This is a genomic window from Luteimonas sp. A478, from assembly GCF_054052025.1.
Window position 1 is genome coordinate 606487 of the sequence record NZ_JBSVRF010000001.1, and the last position, 16662, is coordinate 623148.

Annotated in this window: 18 protein-coding genes and 2 tRNA genes; 9 read left to right on the forward strand and 11 right to left on the reverse strand. The window is 65.3% G+C overall.

The window, feature by feature from the left end; all coding sequences use genetic code 11:
- The first annotated feature begins 20 nt into the window (after window positions 1-20).
- The 6 genes from ACW7G3_RS02805 (at window position 21) to ACW7G3_RS02830 (ending at window position 3149) form a co-directional block, all read left to right on the forward strand.
- Window positions 21-152: a hypothetical protein gene (locus ACW7G3_RS02805; RefSeq protein WP_456972231.1), complete on the forward strand. Its 132-nt coding sequence runs from the start codon at window positions 21-23 to the stop codon at window positions 150-152.
- Complete coding sequence (locus ACW7G3_RS02810; protein ID WP_456980950.1) at window positions 128-613, forward strand: pirin family protein; 486 nt, start codon at window positions 128-130, stop codon at window positions 611-613. Before ACW7G3_RS02805 ends, ACW7G3_RS02810 begins: the two co-directional genes overlap by 25 nt.
- Window positions 614-699: 86 nt before the next feature.
- Window positions 700-775: transfer RNA gene (locus ACW7G3_RS02815), tRNA-Ala, on the forward strand.
- A gap of 52 nt (window positions 776-827) precedes the next feature.
- Window positions 828-903: transfer RNA gene (locus ACW7G3_RS02820), tRNA-Glu, on the forward strand.
- A 228-nt stretch (window positions 904-1131) separates the two neighbouring features.
- Window positions 1132-2496 (forward strand): APC family permease, encoded by a 1365-nt coding sequence (locus tag ACW7G3_RS02825; RefSeq protein WP_456980951.1) that lies wholly within the window; start codon window positions 1132-1134, stop codon window positions 2494-2496.
- A complete protein-coding gene (locus tag ACW7G3_RS02830; protein WP_456980952.1) occupies window positions 2493-3149 on the forward strand; it encodes an SAM-dependent methyltransferase in 657 nt (218 codons plus the stop codon). The genes ACW7G3_RS02825 and ACW7G3_RS02830 overlap by 4 nt, the downstream gene beginning before the upstream one ends.
- On the opposite strand, the gene ACW7G3_RS02835 is transcribed toward ACW7G3_RS02830, so the two are convergent.
- Together ACW7G3_RS02835 and ppsR are read right to left on the reverse strand one after the other, a co-directional pair.
- Window positions 3122-3631, reverse strand: coding sequence for a DUF1249 domain-containing protein (locus tag ACW7G3_RS02835; RefSeq protein WP_456980953.1), 510 nt, complete (start codon window positions 3629-3631; stop codon window positions 3122-3124). The genes ACW7G3_RS02830 and ACW7G3_RS02835 overlap by 28 nt on opposite strands.
- 18 nt (window positions 3632-3649) lie before the next feature.
- The gene (ppsR, locus tag ACW7G3_RS02840) at window positions 3650-4489 is read right to left on the reverse strand and encodes a posphoenolpyruvate synthetase regulatory kinase/phosphorylase PpsR (protein ID WP_456980954.1); all 840 of its coding nucleotides are present in this window, start codon (window positions 4487-4489) and stop codon (window positions 3650-3652) included.
- 96 nt (window positions 4490-4585) lie between these two features.
- Here ppsR and ppsA point away from each other — a divergent pair, with 96 nt between their 5' ends.
- Entirely contained in the window at window positions 4586-6958 is a 2373-nt protein-coding gene (ppsA, locus tag ACW7G3_RS02845; protein WP_456980955.1) for a phosphoenolpyruvate synthase, read from the forward strand.
- Between the two features lie 12 nt (window positions 6959-6970).
- A complete protein-coding gene (locus ACW7G3_RS02850; RefSeq protein WP_456980956.1) occupies window positions 6971-7834 on the forward strand; it encodes a mechanosensitive ion channel family protein in 864 nt (287 codons plus the stop codon).
- A gap of 159 nt (window positions 7835-7993) precedes the next feature.
- On the opposite strand, the gene orn is transcribed toward ACW7G3_RS02850, so the two are convergent.
- The 6 genes from orn to ACW7G3_RS02880 form a co-directional block, all read right to left on the reverse strand.
- The gene (orn, locus tag ACW7G3_RS02855) at window positions 7994-8560 is read right to left on the reverse strand and encodes an oligoribonuclease (protein WP_456981149.1); all 567 of its coding nucleotides are present in this window, start codon (window positions 8558-8560) and stop codon (window positions 7994-7996) included.
- Window positions 8561-8629: 69 nt separating this feature from the next.
- Window positions 8630-9139, reverse strand: a complete 510-nt coding sequence (gene tadA / locus ACW7G3_RS02860) for a tRNA adenosine(34) deaminase TadA (RefSeq protein ID WP_456980957.1) — start codon at window positions 9137-9139, stop codon at window positions 8630-8632.
- A 36-nt stretch (window positions 9140-9175) separates the two neighbouring features.
- Window positions 9176-9979, reverse strand: coding sequence for an ABC transporter permease subunit (locus ACW7G3_RS02865; protein ID WP_456980958.1), 804 nt, complete (start codon window positions 9977-9979; stop codon window positions 9176-9178).
- Window positions 9976-10968, reverse strand: a complete 993-nt coding sequence (locus ACW7G3_RS02870; RefSeq protein ID WP_456980959.1) for an ABC transporter permease subunit — start codon at window positions 10966-10968, stop codon at window positions 9976-9978. The genes ACW7G3_RS02865 and ACW7G3_RS02870 overlap by 4 nt, the downstream gene beginning before the upstream one ends.
- On the reverse strand, window positions 10965-12122 hold the full coding sequence (locus tag ACW7G3_RS02875; RefSeq protein ID WP_456980960.1) for an ABC transporter ATP-binding protein: 1158 nt from the start codon (window positions 12120-12122) through the stop codon (window positions 10965-10967). The genes ACW7G3_RS02870 and ACW7G3_RS02875 overlap by 4 nt, the downstream gene beginning before the upstream one ends.
- 3 nt (window positions 12123-12125) lie before the next feature.
- Entirely contained in the window at window positions 12126-13304 is a 1179-nt protein-coding gene (locus ACW7G3_RS02880) for a polyamine ABC transporter substrate-binding protein (RefSeq protein WP_456980961.1), read from the reverse strand.
- A 98-nt stretch (window positions 13305-13402) separates the two neighbouring features.
- On the opposite strand from ACW7G3_RS02880, the gene ACW7G3_RS02885 reads away from it, so the two are divergent.
- Window positions 13403-14143: a TorF family putative porin gene (locus ACW7G3_RS02885; RefSeq protein ID WP_456980962.1), complete on the forward strand. Its 741-nt coding sequence runs from the start codon at window positions 13403-13405 to the stop codon at window positions 14141-14143.
- Between the two features lie 133 nt (window positions 14144-14276).
- Here the strand turns inward: ACW7G3_RS02885 and ACW7G3_RS02890 are convergent, their stop codons facing one another.
- The 3 genes from ACW7G3_RS02890 to guaA form a co-directional block, all read right to left on the reverse strand.
- Window positions 14277-14693: a PIN domain-containing protein gene (locus tag ACW7G3_RS02890; protein WP_456980963.1), complete on the reverse strand. Its 417-nt coding sequence runs from the start codon at window positions 14691-14693 to the stop codon at window positions 14277-14279.
- Window positions 14693-14905 (reverse strand): AbrB/MazE/SpoVT family DNA-binding domain-containing protein, encoded by a 213-nt coding sequence (locus tag ACW7G3_RS02895; RefSeq protein WP_456980964.1) that lies wholly within the window; start codon window positions 14903-14905, stop codon window positions 14693-14695. The genes ACW7G3_RS02890 and ACW7G3_RS02895 overlap by 1 nt, the downstream gene beginning before the upstream one ends.
- Before the next feature lie 90 nt (window positions 14906-14995).
- Entirely contained in the window at window positions 14996-16564 is a 1569-nt protein-coding gene (gene guaA, locus ACW7G3_RS02900) for a glutamine-hydrolyzing GMP synthase (protein ID WP_456980965.1), read from the reverse strand.
- Window positions 16565-16662 lie beyond the last annotated feature (98 nt).

Here is a 16662-nt window from a genome sequence, read left to right on the forward strand (position 1 = left end):
ACGAGCACCGGAGGTTCGAGATGATCGAACTCATCATCCAGCAACGCCGTCGTGACCTGGGGGCGTTTGAAGTCGGGCGGGTGCTGCCGTTTGCCAAGCGCCGCATGATCGGTCCCTCGGCGGGCCCATGGATGGCATCCAGGCCTGGGTAGCCCTGCCCAATGAGCGTGAAGAAATGGATCCGGGTTTCTGGCACTACACCAGTGAAGCTCTCCCGGTGTTCAGCGGGGATGGCGTTGTTGGACGCCTGATCGCCGGGCGCCTGGCCGGCGTGGAGTCGCCGGTGAAGGTGGATTCGCCCCAGTTCTACGTCCATTGGCAGCTGCGAGGCGGCACGCGCACATCTTTGCCGCCTGAATACACCGAGCGCGCCGTTTACGTGGCCAGGGGTGACGTCGAAGTTGCCGGCCAACGCGTGGAAGTCGGAAGCATGGCCGTGTTGGCTCCGGGAAAATCCGCCGACATCACTGCACTGAGCGACGCGGTGGTGATGGCTTTGGGCGGAGAGCCGGTAGGCCCGCGCTACATCGACTGGAACTTCGTTTGGAACCCATGTCCTGATCAAGGTCCCGCTCCGGAGCCACGCCGCGCCTTGGAGCACCAAGATGCTTGAACCCTCCGGTAGAAGACAGCTGACGGATCAGCAGGGTGTTGCGCTTAATCAAAACCCCCATTACAATTTCCGGCTCCACACGATGTGGGGCCATAGCTCAGCTGGGAGAGCGCCTGCATGGCATGCAGGAGGTCGGCGGTTCGATCCCGCCTGGCTCCACCACAATTTGAAGGTATCCGGCCACAGGCCGGTCGGATATCATGACTGCATCAGCGTCCCCATCGTCTAGAGGCCTAGGACACAACCCTTTCACGGTTGCGACCGGGGTTCGAATCCCCGTGGGGACGCCACTTATTCAAGCAAAAAGGCTCGCTTCGGCGGGCCTTTTTGCTGTCTGTCATCCGCACAGCGCCTGTCTGCTGCAGTCTCCATTCGTGCGTTCCGCGGGCCCGTCTTCATCCATCGTCGTACCGGGTACCATCGGTCTGGTTCACGTCATCCGAAATCCCCCGGCTGTTCCAACGCCGGCCATTCCGGCGGTGCGGCCTGTGGCGCATCGCTTCGAATAGCGGAGTTTCATGGATCTGAAACGACAGCGGCCCGGCTCCTCCTTGGCCTCTGCCCTGCCCCGCCCCATCCTGCGTCCCCGGGACGCGTTTGCGATCACGATCGGCATCGTGGTGGGTGCTGGCATCTTCCGCATGCCGTCGCTGGTGGCCGGGGCGTCGGGCAGCGAAGCGGTCATGTTGGGCGCCTGGCTGGTGGGCGGCCTGCTGTCGATCATTGGCGCGCTCTGTTACGCGGAGCTTGCTACCACCTATCCCCAGGCCGGGGGCGACTACAACTACCTGCGCCGGGCTTATGGACCGCGGCTGGCGTTTCTGTACGCGTGGGCGCGGCTGGCGGTGATCCAGACTGGATCGATCGCGCTGCTGGCCTTCGTAGTGGGCGATTACATGTCGCAGGTGTTCAGCCTGGGAGCCGGGTCGGCCGCCCTCTACGCTGCGCTGTCGGTGGTGGTGCTCACCGCCATCAACTGGCTGGGGATCCGCCAGGGTGCTGCGGCGCAGTTCTGGCTGACGGTGTTGGAGATCGGCGGCGTGGTGCTGATCATCGTCGCTGGATTGCTGCTGGCGCCGGGAGATACCGCGGTTGCGGCGCCTGCCGGCGGGGACAGCGCCATGGGCCTGATCCTGGTGTTCGTGCTGCTCACTTTCGGCGGCTGGAACGAGGCCGTCTACATCACCGCCGAGGTGCGCGATCCGCAGCGCTGGATGCCGCGGATCCTGGTGCTCAGCCTGGTGGTGATCTCCCTGCTCTATCTGCTGATCAACTTCGCCTACCTGCGCGTGCTTGGGCTGGGAGGCATGGCGGACTCCGACGCAGTGGCCGCGGACCTGATGGCGCACGTGTTCGGTGACCGTGGGGCATGGCTGATGAGCGGGATCGTGGTGGCGGCGGCGCTGACTTCAGCCAATGCCACGATGATCACCGGCGCACGCAGCGTTTATGCGGTGGGCCGGGATTTTCCGGCGCTGGCCTTCATCGGCCGTTGGGACGAACGCAGCGGGTCGCCGCGTACCGCCATGCTGGTCCAGGGTGGGCTTGCGCTGCTTCTCGTGGGTCTGGGAGCGCTGGCGCTGGATGGCTTCCGGATGGCGGTGGAATACACAGCGCCGGTGTTCTGGCTGTTCTTCCTGCTGGTGGGCATCAGCCTGTTCGTACTGCGCCGCCGTTCGCCAGGCATCGAGCGGCCGTTCCGGGTGCCGATGTATCCCCTGCTCCCGCTGGTGTTCTGCCTGACCTGCGCGTACCTGCTCTATTCCAGCCTGGCCTATACCGGCGCCGGGGCGGTGGCCGGCGTAGCGGTGCTGCTGGCCGGCGGGGTGTTGCTGCTGTATCTGAAACCATCCGATCCAATTGAACGGGAGAGCCGCGAATGAAAGTGATCAAAACCCTTGCCTGCCTGGTGCTGCTGGTACCGCTGCTGTCCGCATGTGCGGACGAAGCCGTGGAAGCGCGCATGCACACCGTGGAGGCAGCCGGGCAGGACGACATCGGGACCCTGCCTCCGATCACGGCCGCGACCGGCCCGGAGTCACCGTTTGAAGATGGCGCCCCGCCCCCAGCCCGCACGCCGGACGTGATCTACGTGCCCACGCCCGAGCCGGTGGTGGACGCCATGCTGGAAATGGCAGGAGTGGGCCCTGACGACGTGCTGTACGACCTGGGCTCGGGTGACGGCCGCATACCGGTGACCGCAGCCAAGAGGTTCGGGATCCGCGCGGTGGGCATCGATATCAATCCGGTGCGGATCATGGAAGCCAATGCCAACGCCGAAGAGGCTGGGGTGACCGACAAGGTGACCTTCATCGAAGGCGACCTGTTCGACGCGCACATCAGCGACGCCACGGTGGTGACCCTCTACCTGCTGCAGAGCCTGAACGTAAAGTTGCGCCCGAAGCTGCTGAGCGAACTGCGCCCGGGGACCCGCATCGTCAGCCACTCGTTCGACATGGCCAACGAGTGGGAGCCGGAGCAGACCCGCGAGGTCAACGGCAGCATGGTTTATCTGTGGACGGTGCCCGAGCGCTGAACCGCGGGCAGAGGTGCCGCATCGTCACGCACCAGCGTGGCCACCCCGTGGCCACGTTCACCCAGGTAGTGAAGCCACTTGCCGAGAAAGGTGTTCATGCGCATCCGGTGTCCGACCAGGCGCGCCGGCGGCGGGTGCATGCCGATCACGTCCTGCCAGCGCCGGCCGAGGTAACAGTGGGTCGCCTCCACCTGCTTGGCATCGTGGTAAAAGCGCAGGTAGGCGGAGGGATCGGGCTGGCCGGTGACCGGGTCGCACAGCCCGTAGCTCAGGCGAAGCTCGGTGGTGTAACGGTGGCACTCGATCACATCCAGCCGCAGGTCGATGCCATCCCCTGCGCGAGACAGATAGCTGCCGGGCAGCAGGTCGGCCGGCTCGAACAGCCGGGTCAGCAGCGCGTGGTTTTCCGCGTACAGCGCCATCAGCCAGCTCAGGCGGCTGAGCCCGGGGAGACGCCTGGTGCGGGTGGCAACGTGTGACATGCAACCGATGCTACACGCTCAGAACTTTTCCCGATGAATGTCCAGATGGGACAGGATCCGGCTGGAAATCTCCTCGATCGAAGCGTGGGTAGTGCTGAGCGTGGGGACGCGCTCCATGCGCAACATGGTCTCGGCGGCCGCCACCTCGCGCTTGCAGGTTTCCAACTCGGCGTAGCGGGAATTGGGCCGCCGTTCCTGGCGCACCTGGTGCAGGCGCTGGGGATCGATGGTGAGTCCGAACAGCTTGCGGCGGTGCTTGCGCAGCCGTGCGGGCAGCCGGTCCTGTTCCAGGTCTTCCTCCGTCAGCGGGTAGTTCGCCGCGCGGATGCCGTAGTGCAGCGCCAGATAGATGCAGGTGGGCGTCTTGCCCGCCCGTGAAACCGCGACCAGGATCACCTCGGCCTCGTCGTAGTTCACCGACATGCCGTCATCGTGGCTGAGGGCGAAATTCATGGCGTTGATACGGCGGTGGTAGGTGTCGAAATCCACCATGCCGTGGGCCTGCCCCACGTTGAGCTGACGCTTGGTGCCGAGCACGTCCTCCAATGGCTGGATGAACGGGGCAAATACATCCAGCATCAGCGCCCCGCTGCCGATCAGGATTTTGTTCAGCTCCGGGTTGACGCAGGAATTCACCACGATCGGACGCGTGCCGTGCGTTTCCCCCGCCGCGATGATCTCGGCGACCGCCTTATGAGCCTTCTCCTCGGTGTCGATGAACGGCATCCGATCGGTCTGGAAATTGACCTGGGCGAACTGGGTCAGCAGGCTGTGGCCGATGGTTTCGGCGGTGATTCCGGTGCCGTCGGAGACGTAGAACACCGGCCTGACGGGAAGTTGCGACAAATCAGTGGGCATGAAAGGGCCTTAAAGCGTGGAGGGTTGCTAAAATAGCGCGGTTTCCGCCGGACCGTGCCCGGCATCCCACTTCCAAATTCCTCCCGGAGCATCGCTTTGAGCGCCAATACCCTCTGGCTGCAAGACCTGCGGCTGAATGACCTGGCCCAGGTGGGCGGCAAGAATTCCTCGCTGGGCGAGATGATCGGCAACCTGTCCCAGCTGGGGGTGACCGTACCGGGCGGATTTGCTACCACTGCCGATGCATTCCAGGCATTCATCGCCCACAACACCCTGTACCAGCGGATCTTCGACCGACTCAGTGCGCTGGATGTGGAAGACGTGCAGGCGTTGACCGAGGCCGGCCGGGAAATCCGCGGCTGGGTGGTGGACGCGCCGCTGCAGCCCGAGCTGGACCGCGATATCCGCGAGGCCTACGCGAAGCTGTGCGCCGACAACGGCGGCGGCGACGTGGCGGTGGCGGTGCGGTCTTCGGCGACCGCCGAAGACCTGCCCGACGCCAGCTTCGCCGGCCAGCAGGAAACCTTCCTGAACGTGACTGGCGCCGATGACGTGGTGCTCAAGGTCAAGGAAGTCTTCGCCAGCCTCTACAACGACCGGGCGATCGCCTACCGCGTGCACCATGGTTTCAAGCACGAGGAAGTGTCCCTGTCTGCCGGCGTGCAGCTGATGGTGCGCTCGGAATCCGGCGCATCCGGGGTGCTGTTCACCCTGGACACCGAGTCCGGCTTCCGCGACGTGGTGTTCATCACCGCCAGCTATGGCCTGGGTGAAATGGTGGTCCAGGGCGCGGTGAACCCGGACGAGTTCTACGTCTACAAGCCCACCCTGAAGAAGGACAAGCCGGCGATCCTACGCCGTTCTCTGGGTAGCAAGCAGCTGCGCATGGTGTATTCCGATGTCCCGGGCGAGCGCGTGCGCACCGAGGACACCCCGGCCGAACTGCGCTCGAAATTCTCGATCACCGACGAGGATGTGCACGAGCTGGCCCGCCAGGCACTGACCATCGAAGAACACTACGACCGCCCGATGGATATCGAATGGGGCAAGGACGGCGTGACCGGCCGGCTGTACATCCTTCAGGCGCGCCCGGAAACGGTGAAGTCGCGCGCCAAGGCCACCCAGATGGAGCGCTATCAGCTCGGCGAACGCGGCAAGGTGGTGGCTGAAGGCCGCGCCATCGGCCAGCGCATCGGCAGCGGTACCGCACGGGTGATCCGCAGCATCGACGACATGCACAAGGTGCAGCCCGGCGATGTGCTGGTCGCCGACATGACCGACCCCGACTGGGAGCCGGTGATGAAGCGCTCGGCGGCGATCGTGACCAACCGCGGCGGCCGCACCTGCCACGCGGCCATCATCGCCCGCGAGCTGGGTGTGCCGGCGGTGGTTGGCACCGGCAACGCGCTGGAGCTGATCCAGGACGGGCAGGAAGTAACCATCAGCTGCGCGGAGGGCGACACCGGTTTCATCTACGACGGTGCCCTGCCCTTCGAACGCATCACCACCGATCTGGATGCCATGCCCGAGGCGCCGCTGAAGATCATGATGAACGTGGCTAACCCGGAGCGCGCATTCGACTTTGGCCAGCTGCCCAACGCCGGCATCGGCCTGGCGCGGCTGGAGATGATCATCGCCAGCCACATTGGTGTGCATCCCAAGGCGCTGCTGGAATACGACCAGCAGGACGCGGCCATCAAGCGCCAGATCGATGAACGCACGGCCGGCTATGCCGATCCGGTGTCGTTCTACGTCGACCGCCTGGCTGAAGGCATTGCCACCCTCACCGCTTCGGTGGCGCCGAACCCGGTGATCGTGCGCATGTCGGACTTCAAGTCCAACGAGTACGCCAATCTGATCGGCGGGCAGCGCTACGAGCCCGAGGAAGAGAACCCCATGATCGGCTTCCGCGGCGCCAGCCGCTATGTCGACCCGTCCTTCTCCGACGCCTTCGCCCTGGAGTGCCAGGCCGTGCTGCGCGTGCGCGAGGAGATGGGCCTGGACAACCTGTGGGTGATGATCCCGTTCGTGCGCACCCTGGATGAAGGTCGCCGCGTGATCGAGGTGCTGGCCGAAAACGGCCTGCGCAAGGGCGAGAACGACCTGAAGATCATCATGATGTGCGAAGTGCCCTCCAATGCCCTGATGGCCGACGAGTTCCTCGACATCTTCGATGGCTTCTCCATCGGCTCCAACGACCTGACCCAGCTCACCCTGGGCCTGGACCGCGACTCCTCGATCGTGGCCGGCCTGTTCGACGAGCGCGATCCGGCGGTGAAGAAGCTGCTGTCGATGGCTATCAAGGCCGCCCGCGCCCGCGGCAAGTACGTGGGCATCTGTGGCCAGGGTCCGAGCGACCATCCGGACCTGGCCCAGTGGCTGATGGACGAAGGGATCGAATCGGTCTCGTTGAACCCGGACACCGTGGTGGACACCTGGCTGCGGCTGGCCAAGTCCAAAGCGGGCTGACCGGAGCCGGCAATGGCAATCGATTGGGGCCGCTACCTGCACTGGCTGGAACAAACCAGCCTGAAACTGCTCGGGGCGGCCCTGATCCTGCTGGTAGGCGTCTGGCTGGCACGCCGGCTGAGCCAGCGTCTGGAGCTGGTGCTCAAGCGCATCGGCGCGGAAAGCACGGTCTCCAGCTTCCTGCGCTATCTGTCGTACGCCGCCATGCTGGTGGTGGCGGTGGTTGCCGCCCTGCAGCAGTTCGGGGTGCCGGTGGCTTCCATCGTGGCGGTGCTGGGCGCCGCCGGCCTGGCGATCGCGCTGGCGATGAAGGACTCGCTGTCCAACATCGCCGCCGGGATCATGCTGGTGGTGCTGCGTCCTTTCCGCGAAGGTGATGTGGTCCAGGTGGCTGGCCAGGAAGGCACGGTGGAACACATCCGCGTGTTCCAGACCCGCCTGCGCACGGCGGACAACCGGGTGGTGGTGCTGCCCAACAGCAGCATCACCACCGCAGCGATTGTCAATTTCACCGCCTATCCCCGGCGCCGCTTCGAGATTCCCCTGCTGCTCGATTACCGGGACGACCCGGAGCAGGCGCGCGACGCGCTGCTGGAGCTCGCCGGTGCACACCCCGGCGTGCTGGACGATCCAGCGCCTGCAGTGGTGTTCAATCAGCTGGGCGAGAACGGCGTGGAGCTGACGTTGTTCGCCTGGGCCAAGTCCTACGAGCTGGGCAGCACACGCAGCGACCTGTTGCTGGGCGTGCGCAGCCGCCTGCAGGAGATGGGCATGAATCCCGGCTCGGCGCCGCGCGACGTGCGCGTGTTCCACCACGATCCCCAAGGCGCGCCCCTGCCCCAGGCCGACCGCCCCAAAGCACCGCCCCACCGGTAATCCCCGCCGCCGGATGGATACCCCCCGGTAGGAGCGCGCCATGCGCGCGAAACCGCGTGAATCATGTCCATGCCGCGAAGGGCCGGATGGAATGGACGTTCCCGCCAAAACCGCATTCCATGGCGATGCGTCACGCGGTTTCGCGCGCGTGGCGCGCTCCTACGAGGTGCCGGCCAATTGCGCCATGTGCTTGCGGTAGTGACGCAGTTCCGCAATTGAATCGTGCACATCGCTCAGTGCGGTGTGGGCGGCGTTCTTTTTCACCCCGGCAAACACCTCCGGTGCCCAGCGGCGGGCAAGTTCCTTGAGCGTACTCACGTCGAGGTTGCGGTAATGGAAATAGCGCTCCAGCTGCGGCATCCGGCGGTACAGGAATCGCCGGTCCTGGCAGATCGAGTTGCCGCACATGGGAGACACCCCGGCTGGCACCCATTCGCGCAGGAAGGCCAGGGTCTGCTCTTCGGCTTCATCCATCCGCACTCCTTCTTCCAGCACCCGGCGCCAGAGGCCGGAACCACCGTGCTGGTTGCGGTTCCAGTCGTCCATCGCCTCCAGTACTGCCGAATCATGGCCGATGGCGAACACCGGGCCTTCCGCCAGGATCTCCAGCTGCGAATCGGTCACCACCGTGGCGATCTCCAGGATGGAATCACGCCGCGGGTCCAGCCCGGTCATTTCCAGGTCGAGCCAGATCAGGCGGGTTTCAGCAGCATCTGGGGAGACAATATTCATACGCGGGTCCGGCTGGGTTAGCCGGTCATGATAGCGCAGCGATGGCGCCGGCCCCTGCCGTTTTCAGAGCGGCGCCTTGCCCCGCTTGCGCCGGAAATAATTGGTCAGCCGCCGGCCCGCTTCTTCGGCCAGCACCCCGCGCACCACCTCAACGCGGTGGTTGTGGCGGGGATCCTCCAGCAGGTTGAACACCCCGCCGGCCGCGCCGGTCTTGGGATCCGGGGCTGCATAAACGACACGCGCAATGCGCGCATGCACCATGGCCATCGCGCACATGGCGCAGGGCTCCAGGGTCACGTACAGGGTGCAGCCGAGCAGGCGGTGATTGCCCAGCGCCCTGCCCGCCTGGCGCATGGCGATGATCTCCGCGTGGCCGGTGGGATCGTGATCGGTGATGTTGCGGTTCCAACCCTCGCCCAGCACATCTCCGTCCGGCCCCAGCAGCAGCGCACCGACCGGGATCTCATCGAACTCGCGTTCGGCGTGCTCGGCCAAGGCCAGGGCGCGACGCATCCAGACCTGGTCCGGCCCATCGGCATCACTGTCAGCGATCAAAGGTGCTTCGGGCTGCATGGCCGCATTCTACCGTTCCGCTCCGAGCGCCCCGCCCTAGGTATCCGCCGGGGTGCGCCGATGCATCAGGATCCCGGCCAGGCAGACGCCCAGTGCCACCAGCACCACGATGATCGTGGCCAGGGCATTGATCTCGGGCGTCACGCCCATCTTTACCTTGGAATACACCACCATCGGCAAGGTGCTGGAGCCCGGGCCCGAGGTGAAGCTGGCAATCACCAGGTCATCCAGCGACAGGGTGAACGCCAGCAGCCAGCCCGCCAGCAGCGCGGGCGAGATCAACGGCAGGGTGATCACGAAGAACACCCGCCAGGGTTTGGCGCCCAGGTCCATGGCGGCTTCTTCCAGGCTGTCGTCCATGCCGGCCATGCGCGATCGCACCACCACGGTCACGTAGCAGGCGGTGAGCGTGATGTGCGCCAGGGTGATGGTGACCATGCCCCGGTCAGGCCAGCCGAACGCCTGCTGCAGGGTCACGAACAGCAGCAGCGAGGACAGGCCCATCATCACATCGGGCATCACCATCGGCGCCGAGTTCATCAGGCTCAGCAGACCGCGGCCGGGAAACCTGCCGAAGCGCGACAGCGCCAGCCCGCAGGCCGTGCCCAGCATCACCGCCGCGCTGGCGGTCAACGCGGCGATCAGGAAGCTGCGCTGCACTGCATCCAGCAGCTGCTGGTTGCCGAGCAGTTCCACATACCAGCGGGTGGAAAACCCGCCCCACACCGTGGACACCCGCGACGCGTTGAACGAATACACGATCACCGAAATGATCGGGATGTACAGGAACGCGTATCCCGCCACCATGGCCGTGTACAGCAGCGTCGGGTTGCGCCTCATGCCTCGGCCTCCCGCTCGTTGCGCCGGTTCTCGAAGTACTCGAACAGCAGCGTTGGCAGCACGATCAGCACCAGCATGGCGATGGTCACCGCGGCCGCCAGCGGCCAGTCGCGGTTGGTGAAGAACTCGATCCACAGCACCCGGCCGATGGTCAGCGCATCCGGCCCGCCGAGGATGTCGGGGATCACGAACTCGCCCACCGCCGGGATGAACACCAGCAGCGCGCCGGCGATGATGCCCGGCATCGACAGCGGCAGCGTGACCCGCAGGAACGCCTGCCACGGCCGGGAGCCCAGATCCTCCGCGGCTTCCAGCAGGGTGAAGTCCAGCCGCATCAGCGTCGCGGTCAGCGGCAGGATCATGAACGGCAGATAGTTGTAGACGATGCCGATATACACCGCGATATCGGTATGCAGCAGCGCGAAATCAGGGCCCACCAGGCCCAGCGCCGACAGCGCCTGGGCCAGCAACCCATTGGTCTTGAGGATGCCGATCAGCGCATAGGTGCGCAGCAGAGAGCTGGTCCAGAATGGCAGGATCACCAGCACCAGCAGCAGCATCCGCACCGTCGGGCGTGCGCGGGCGATGCCATAGGCGATCGGGTAGCCCAGCAGCAGGCAGAACACCGTGGACACGGACGCGAACAGCAGCGATTTCACGTAGGCCGATACATACAGCGGATCGGACAGCAGCATCGCGTAGTTGGAGACGTGGAACCGCAGCGAGGCCGCCCCGTCGGCGGTGTGCTCGATCAAGGCGGTGTACGGCGGCGCCTGCCCGAACACGGCCTGGGCGAAGCTGATCTTCAGCACGATCAGGAACGGGACCAGGAAAAACAGCCCCAGCCACAGCATCGGCAGCGCGGTCACCAGGAAGCGGCCGCGGCGGGTGCGGAACTCCTGCCCGACCGCGCGGAACCAGCCGAACAGGTTGCGCACCACGTCGAACCAGAAGTCCCACAGGCCGGCGTTGCGCCCCCGGCTGCTCATGTGGCCAGCACCACCGCGCTGGCCGCCTCCCAGGACAGCCACAGCGTGTCATCCCAGTCGTAATGCGGCTCCGAGCTGCGCGCCACGTGGGTTTCCTGCACCCGCACGATGGCGCCGGCTTCCGTCTCCACCCGGTAGATGGATACGTCGCCCAGATAGGCGATGTCACGCACCTTGCCCACCACCACGTTCTCGGTGGCGGCGGTGCCGCGCTGCGGCTCGGTCTCGTGCACGTCCACTTTTTCCGGCCGCACCGCGACACTCACCGCCGTGCCTTCGGGCAGCGGGTCGGTATGGCGGGCCAGCAGTTCTGCATCCAGCGCATCACACTGGATCCGCACCTGGCCGGACGCCTCGTCCATGCCCAGCACCCGGCCCTCGAAGATGTTGATGCCGCCGATGAACTCGGCCACGAAGCGCGTGGCCGGGTACTCGTACAGCATCGCCGGCGTGGACACCTGCACGATGCGCCCGGTATCCATCACTGCGATTCGCGACGACATGGTCATCGCCTCTTCCTGGTCATGGGTGACCATGATGAAGGTGGTGCCGACGCGCTCCTGGATGTTCACCAGTTCGAACTGGGTGTGCTCGCGCAGGCGCTTGTCCAGTGCGCCCAGCGGCTCGTCGAGCAGCAGCAGCTTGGGCTGTTTGGCCAGCGCCCGGGCCAGGGCCACGCGCTGGCGCTGGCCGCCGGAGAGCTGGTGCGGCTTGCGGTTGCCAAGCTGGGGCATGCGCACCAGCTCCAGCATCTCCTGCACCCGGTCGCGGATCTCACCGGACGGCATGCGGTCCTGGCGCAGGCCGAAGGCAATGTTCTGCGCCACGGTCATGTGCGGAAACAGCGCATAGCTCTGGAACATCATGTTCACCGGCCGCTGGTACGGCGGCAGGTTGGTCACGTCCAGGCCGTCGATCAGGATCCGTCCCTGGTCGGGCTGTTCCAGCCCGGCCAGGATCCGCAGCAGCGTGCTTTTTCCGGAGCCCGAGCCGCCGAGCAGCGCGAAGAACTCGCCGCGGTAGATATCCAGCGAGATGTCATCGCAGGCGTAGGTCTGGCCGAACACCCGGGTGACGCCCTCGATGCGGACGAAAGGCTGTGCACCCGGATCGCGCCAGGGTTCGGCAATCACGCTGCGCGCTGGAACCGACATTGCCTAGCGGCCGCTCTTGATGCCGGTCCAGGCGCGCACGCGCTGGCGCTGCACGTCATCGGGAAGTGAGACCGGATCCACCAGCCGCTCGCGCACATCCTCAGGCGGATAAACACCCACATCAGCGGCGATGTCAGGATCAATCAGCTCCGTGGCCGCCAGGTTGGCGTTGGCATAGGCCACGTGGTCGGTGATGGCGGCGATCACTTCCGGCTCCATCAGATAGTTCACGAACGCGTGGGCGTTGCCGGGGTGGCGGGCGTCCTTGGGAATCGCGATCACGTCCATCCAGCGCACCGCCCCCTCCTTCGGGATCACATAACGAATGTCGGGCGCGGCGCGGCCGGTGGCTTCGGCGGCCTCGGTGGCCACGTCGCGGGCCTGGCCGATATCGCCCGAATAGCCCATCACCAGGCAGGCGTCGCCGTTGGCCAGCGCGTCCTTGTATTCAGCGTTGTTGAAAGTGCGGATATGCGGACGGATGCCAGCATAGGCCTCCCTGACCGCGTCGATCTCGTCGGCGGAACCGGCATTGGGATCTCGACCGAGCCAGATCAGCGCCGCGCTGAAGGCTTCCTGGTCATCATCCAGTACATGGATGCCGCAGGAGGCCAGCCTCGCCGCGTTGGCCGGATCAAACAGCAGGCTCCAGGAGTCCAGCGGCGCATCCGCACCCAGCGCGGCGGTCACCTTCCCAACGTTGATGCCAAGGCCCGTCGTTCCCCACATATAGGGCACCACATGGGCGTTGCCCTCGTCGATGTCGGTCAGCCCCTCCATGATGTCCGGGTCCAGATGCCTGAGATTCGGCAGCTGCGACCTGTCCAGCGGCGCATACAGGCCGGTGCGGATCTGGCGCTGCGCGAACGGGCGCGCCGAAGGAAAGACCACGTCATAGCCCGAGCCTCCGGCCACCAGCTTGGTTTCCAGGGTCTCGTTCTCGGCGTACACGTCGTAATTGACCTTGATGCCGGTCGCCGCCTCGAAGTTGGCGATCGTATCCGCGGCCACATAGTCCGACCAGTTGTAGACGTTGAGGACCTTTTCCTCGGCGCCACCGGTTGTGCCGGAACCATCGGCACCGGGCTGGCTGCCACCGCAGGCGGAGAGGATCAGGGCGCAGGCAAGGGGTCCAAAGCGCAGGGACACGGCGTTCTCCGGGGAAATTTCGGGGGCAGGCATGGTGGGAGCGTACCCCTGCCCTGTCAACGCGAATTTACGCAGGGGCCGCTGGCGTATATTGTCGCCCGGTTTGCCCCTCCGGGGCTGGAGTCCAGGAAATGATGAAGTCCACGATCTGCGTTGCGTTGACGGCGGCTTTTGCCGTTGCCGCCCTGCCCGCCCACGCCCAGCAGGCCGACGGGGATTCCGCCTGGTCGTTCGGCGGCGAAGTGGTCGCCGCCAGCGACTATGTCTGGCGCGGCGTCTCGCAGACCATGGAAGATCCGGCGCTGCAGCTGGACCTGATGGTTGAACATGCCAGCGGGTTCTACCTGGGAGCCGCCGGCTCGAACGTGGATTTCGGCGATCCCGATGACGGGATGGATTACGAAGTCAGTGCCTATCTCGGCTGGGCCGGCGAGCTGGGTGCCGGCACGGAGCTGGACGTGTTCATCTCGCGTGTGGCCTACCCCGGCCACAACGGCCCCGATTACGACATCGACTACACCGAAATCGAGGCCAACCTGGCATTCGCCGGGTACTACAACGTCGGTGTGGCCTACTCGCCCGACATCTTCAACCTCGGCGGCAAGGGCTGGTATTACTACGCCGGCGCCGACTTCCCGCTGGGCGACACCGGCCTCACCCTGGGCCTGCAGGCCGGCCATTACGACCTGGATGATGCGGCCGGAGACAGTTACAGCGACTGGCTGGTGGGCCTTGACCGTGACTTCGGGCCGATCAACGCCCGCCTGCAGTACAGCGATACCTCCAGCTACAGCGAGCTGGTGGCGGAATCCGTGGGTGATGCACGCCTGGCGGATGGACGCGTGGCGCTGGTGTTGAGCTGGGCGTTCTGAGCCTGCGGCTCAATCGGGTCGGCAGGCCGAGCCATAGGCTTCGTTGTAGGACTTGCCGGAGCAGTTGATCAGGCCCTTCCCCTGAGAGTGACTCCCTACAACCCGCGAGCCGCTGCGGCCTGCGACTGTCCGCTCATGGCGCATCGGTGCTGTGCGTATCCTCAAGCGGTCTTGGCGAACAATGCCACGTCGGGCAATCCCTGGAAATGGCCATCACAGGTGAGCAGCTCCGCCCCCTCGTGCCGGGCTGTTGCGTAAACGATGGCATCGGCGGTGGCCAATTTGTGCTCACGGTGAGGTGCGCCGCGAGCAGAGCGATAGACGTATCCAGAGGCACCACGACACACTTCTGGGTATAAGCGATCATCTGATCGGCTTGGTCATCGCCGAGTTCACGCGCTAGCCATTTCGAGAGTTCGAGCTGGACAATCGTCGGTACGATGCATTCCTGCTTGTCCGGAATCTGCTTACCCAGGCGCTTGCCCAGTGCGCTGCCGACCAGCCACTCGATCCAGGCCGAGGTGTCGACCAAGCGCAGCGCCGCCGCCATCAGCAGCGATCCTCGCGGTCGCGGTATCCGTCAGTACGGGCGCCCTTGGCAATTCCGGCCAATTGTTCCAGCTCGGGCACCGGTATGAGCAGAACACCCTTGCCCTTTGGGATGAACACAAATTCCTGCCCGGCTTTCCAGTTCTGCTCTTCCCGCACGGCCTTCGGGATGGAAATCTGGTATTTGCTGGAAAGAGTGGTTGTCGCGTTCATTTTCATACCCTATCCGCATCGATGAGGATTAGGTAAGAATGTGTCATTGCGGTTGCGAAAACCAGCGGCTCCGCGCCGGCGGTTTCGTCATCACTCCCACTCAATCGTGGCCGGCGGCTTCCCACTGATGTCATAAACAACGCGAGAAACGCCCCGTAACTCATTGATAATGCGGTTTGAGACGCGTCCCAGAAACTCATGCGGGAGGTGCGCCCAGCGGGCGGTCATGAAGTCCACTGTCTCCACCGCGCGCAGGGCGATCACCCATTCGTAGGCGCGTGCATCGCCCACCACGCCCACCGACTTGATCGGCAGGAACACGGCAAACGCCTGGCTGGTCTTGTCGTACAGACCGGCGCGGAACAGTTCCTCGATGAAGATCGCATCGGCGCGGGCCAGCAGTTCGGCGTACTCGCGCTTCACCTCACCGAGGATGCGGACGCCAAGGCCCGGTCCGGGGAACGGGTGGCGGTTGACCATCTTCTCGGGCAGGCCGAGCGCCACGCCCAGGCGGCGCACCTCGTCCTTGAACAGCTCGCGCAGCGGCTCCACCAGGCCCAGGTTCATGTGTTCCGGCAGGCCGCCCACGTTGTGGTGGCTTTTGATCATGTGGGCCTTGCCGGTGCGGCTGCCGGCCGATTCGATCACGTCGGGATAGATGGTGCCCTGCGCCAGCCAGCGGGCGTTCTTCAGCTTGCCGGCCTGTTCCTCGAAGATCTCGATGAACAGGTTGCCGATGATCTTGCGCTTGGCTTCCGGGTCGCTGACCCCGGCCAGTGCGCCAAAGAACCGGTCGGCTGCGTCCACCTTGATCACCCGCACGCCGAGGTGATCGGCGAAGGTGGCCATCACCTGGTCGGCCTCCTGGAAGCGCAGCAGGCCGGTATCGACGAACACGCAGGTGAGCTGCTTGCCAATCGCCTGGTGCAGCAGCGCGGCAACGACCGAGGAATCGACGCCGCCGGACAGGCCCAGGATCACCTCGTCGCTGCCTACGTTGGCGCGTACCTGGCCGATCTGGTCCTCGATGATGTTGGCCGCGGTCCACAGGGTCTGGCAGCCGCAGATGTCGACCACGAAGCGGCGGAACATCGCCTGGCCCTGGGTGGTGTGGGTGACTTCCGGGTGGAACTGCACGCCGTACCAGCGCTTGTCGTCGTTGGCGAACGCGGCCACAGGCACGCGATCGGTGCTGGCGGTGACCACAAAACCTGGGGGTTCCTTCGACACGTGGTCGCCATGGCTCATCCACACGTCAAGCCGCGCGGGCGTGCCGGGATGGTCGGCCAGTCCGGTCAGCAGCTGGTCCTGGGCCAGGCGCTCGATCACGGCGTGGCCGTATTCGCGCTGGTCGGCCGATTCGGTCTGTCCGCCCAGCTGGCGTGCCATGGTCTGCATGCCGTAGCACACCCCCAGCAGCGGCACGCCGCTGTCAAAGACTTCCTGCGGCGCGCGTGGCGAACCTTCCATCGTGGTCGATTCCGGGCCGCCGGAAAGGATGATCCCCTTCGGCGCGAAATCGGCGATCTCGGATGGGTCGTGGTCCCATGCCCAGACTTCGCAGTACACGCCGATCTCGCGGATCCGGCGGGCGATGAGCTGGGTGTACTGCGCTCCGAAATCGAGAATCAGGATCTTGTCGGCATGGATGTCGGTCATTGGCGGGGTCTTGTACCGGGGTGCTGGGAGCTGGGGATCGGTTGGCCGGGGTGATCCGGAGGAGCGGATGTCGTCATTGAACGGGGAGTGGCGGAAGT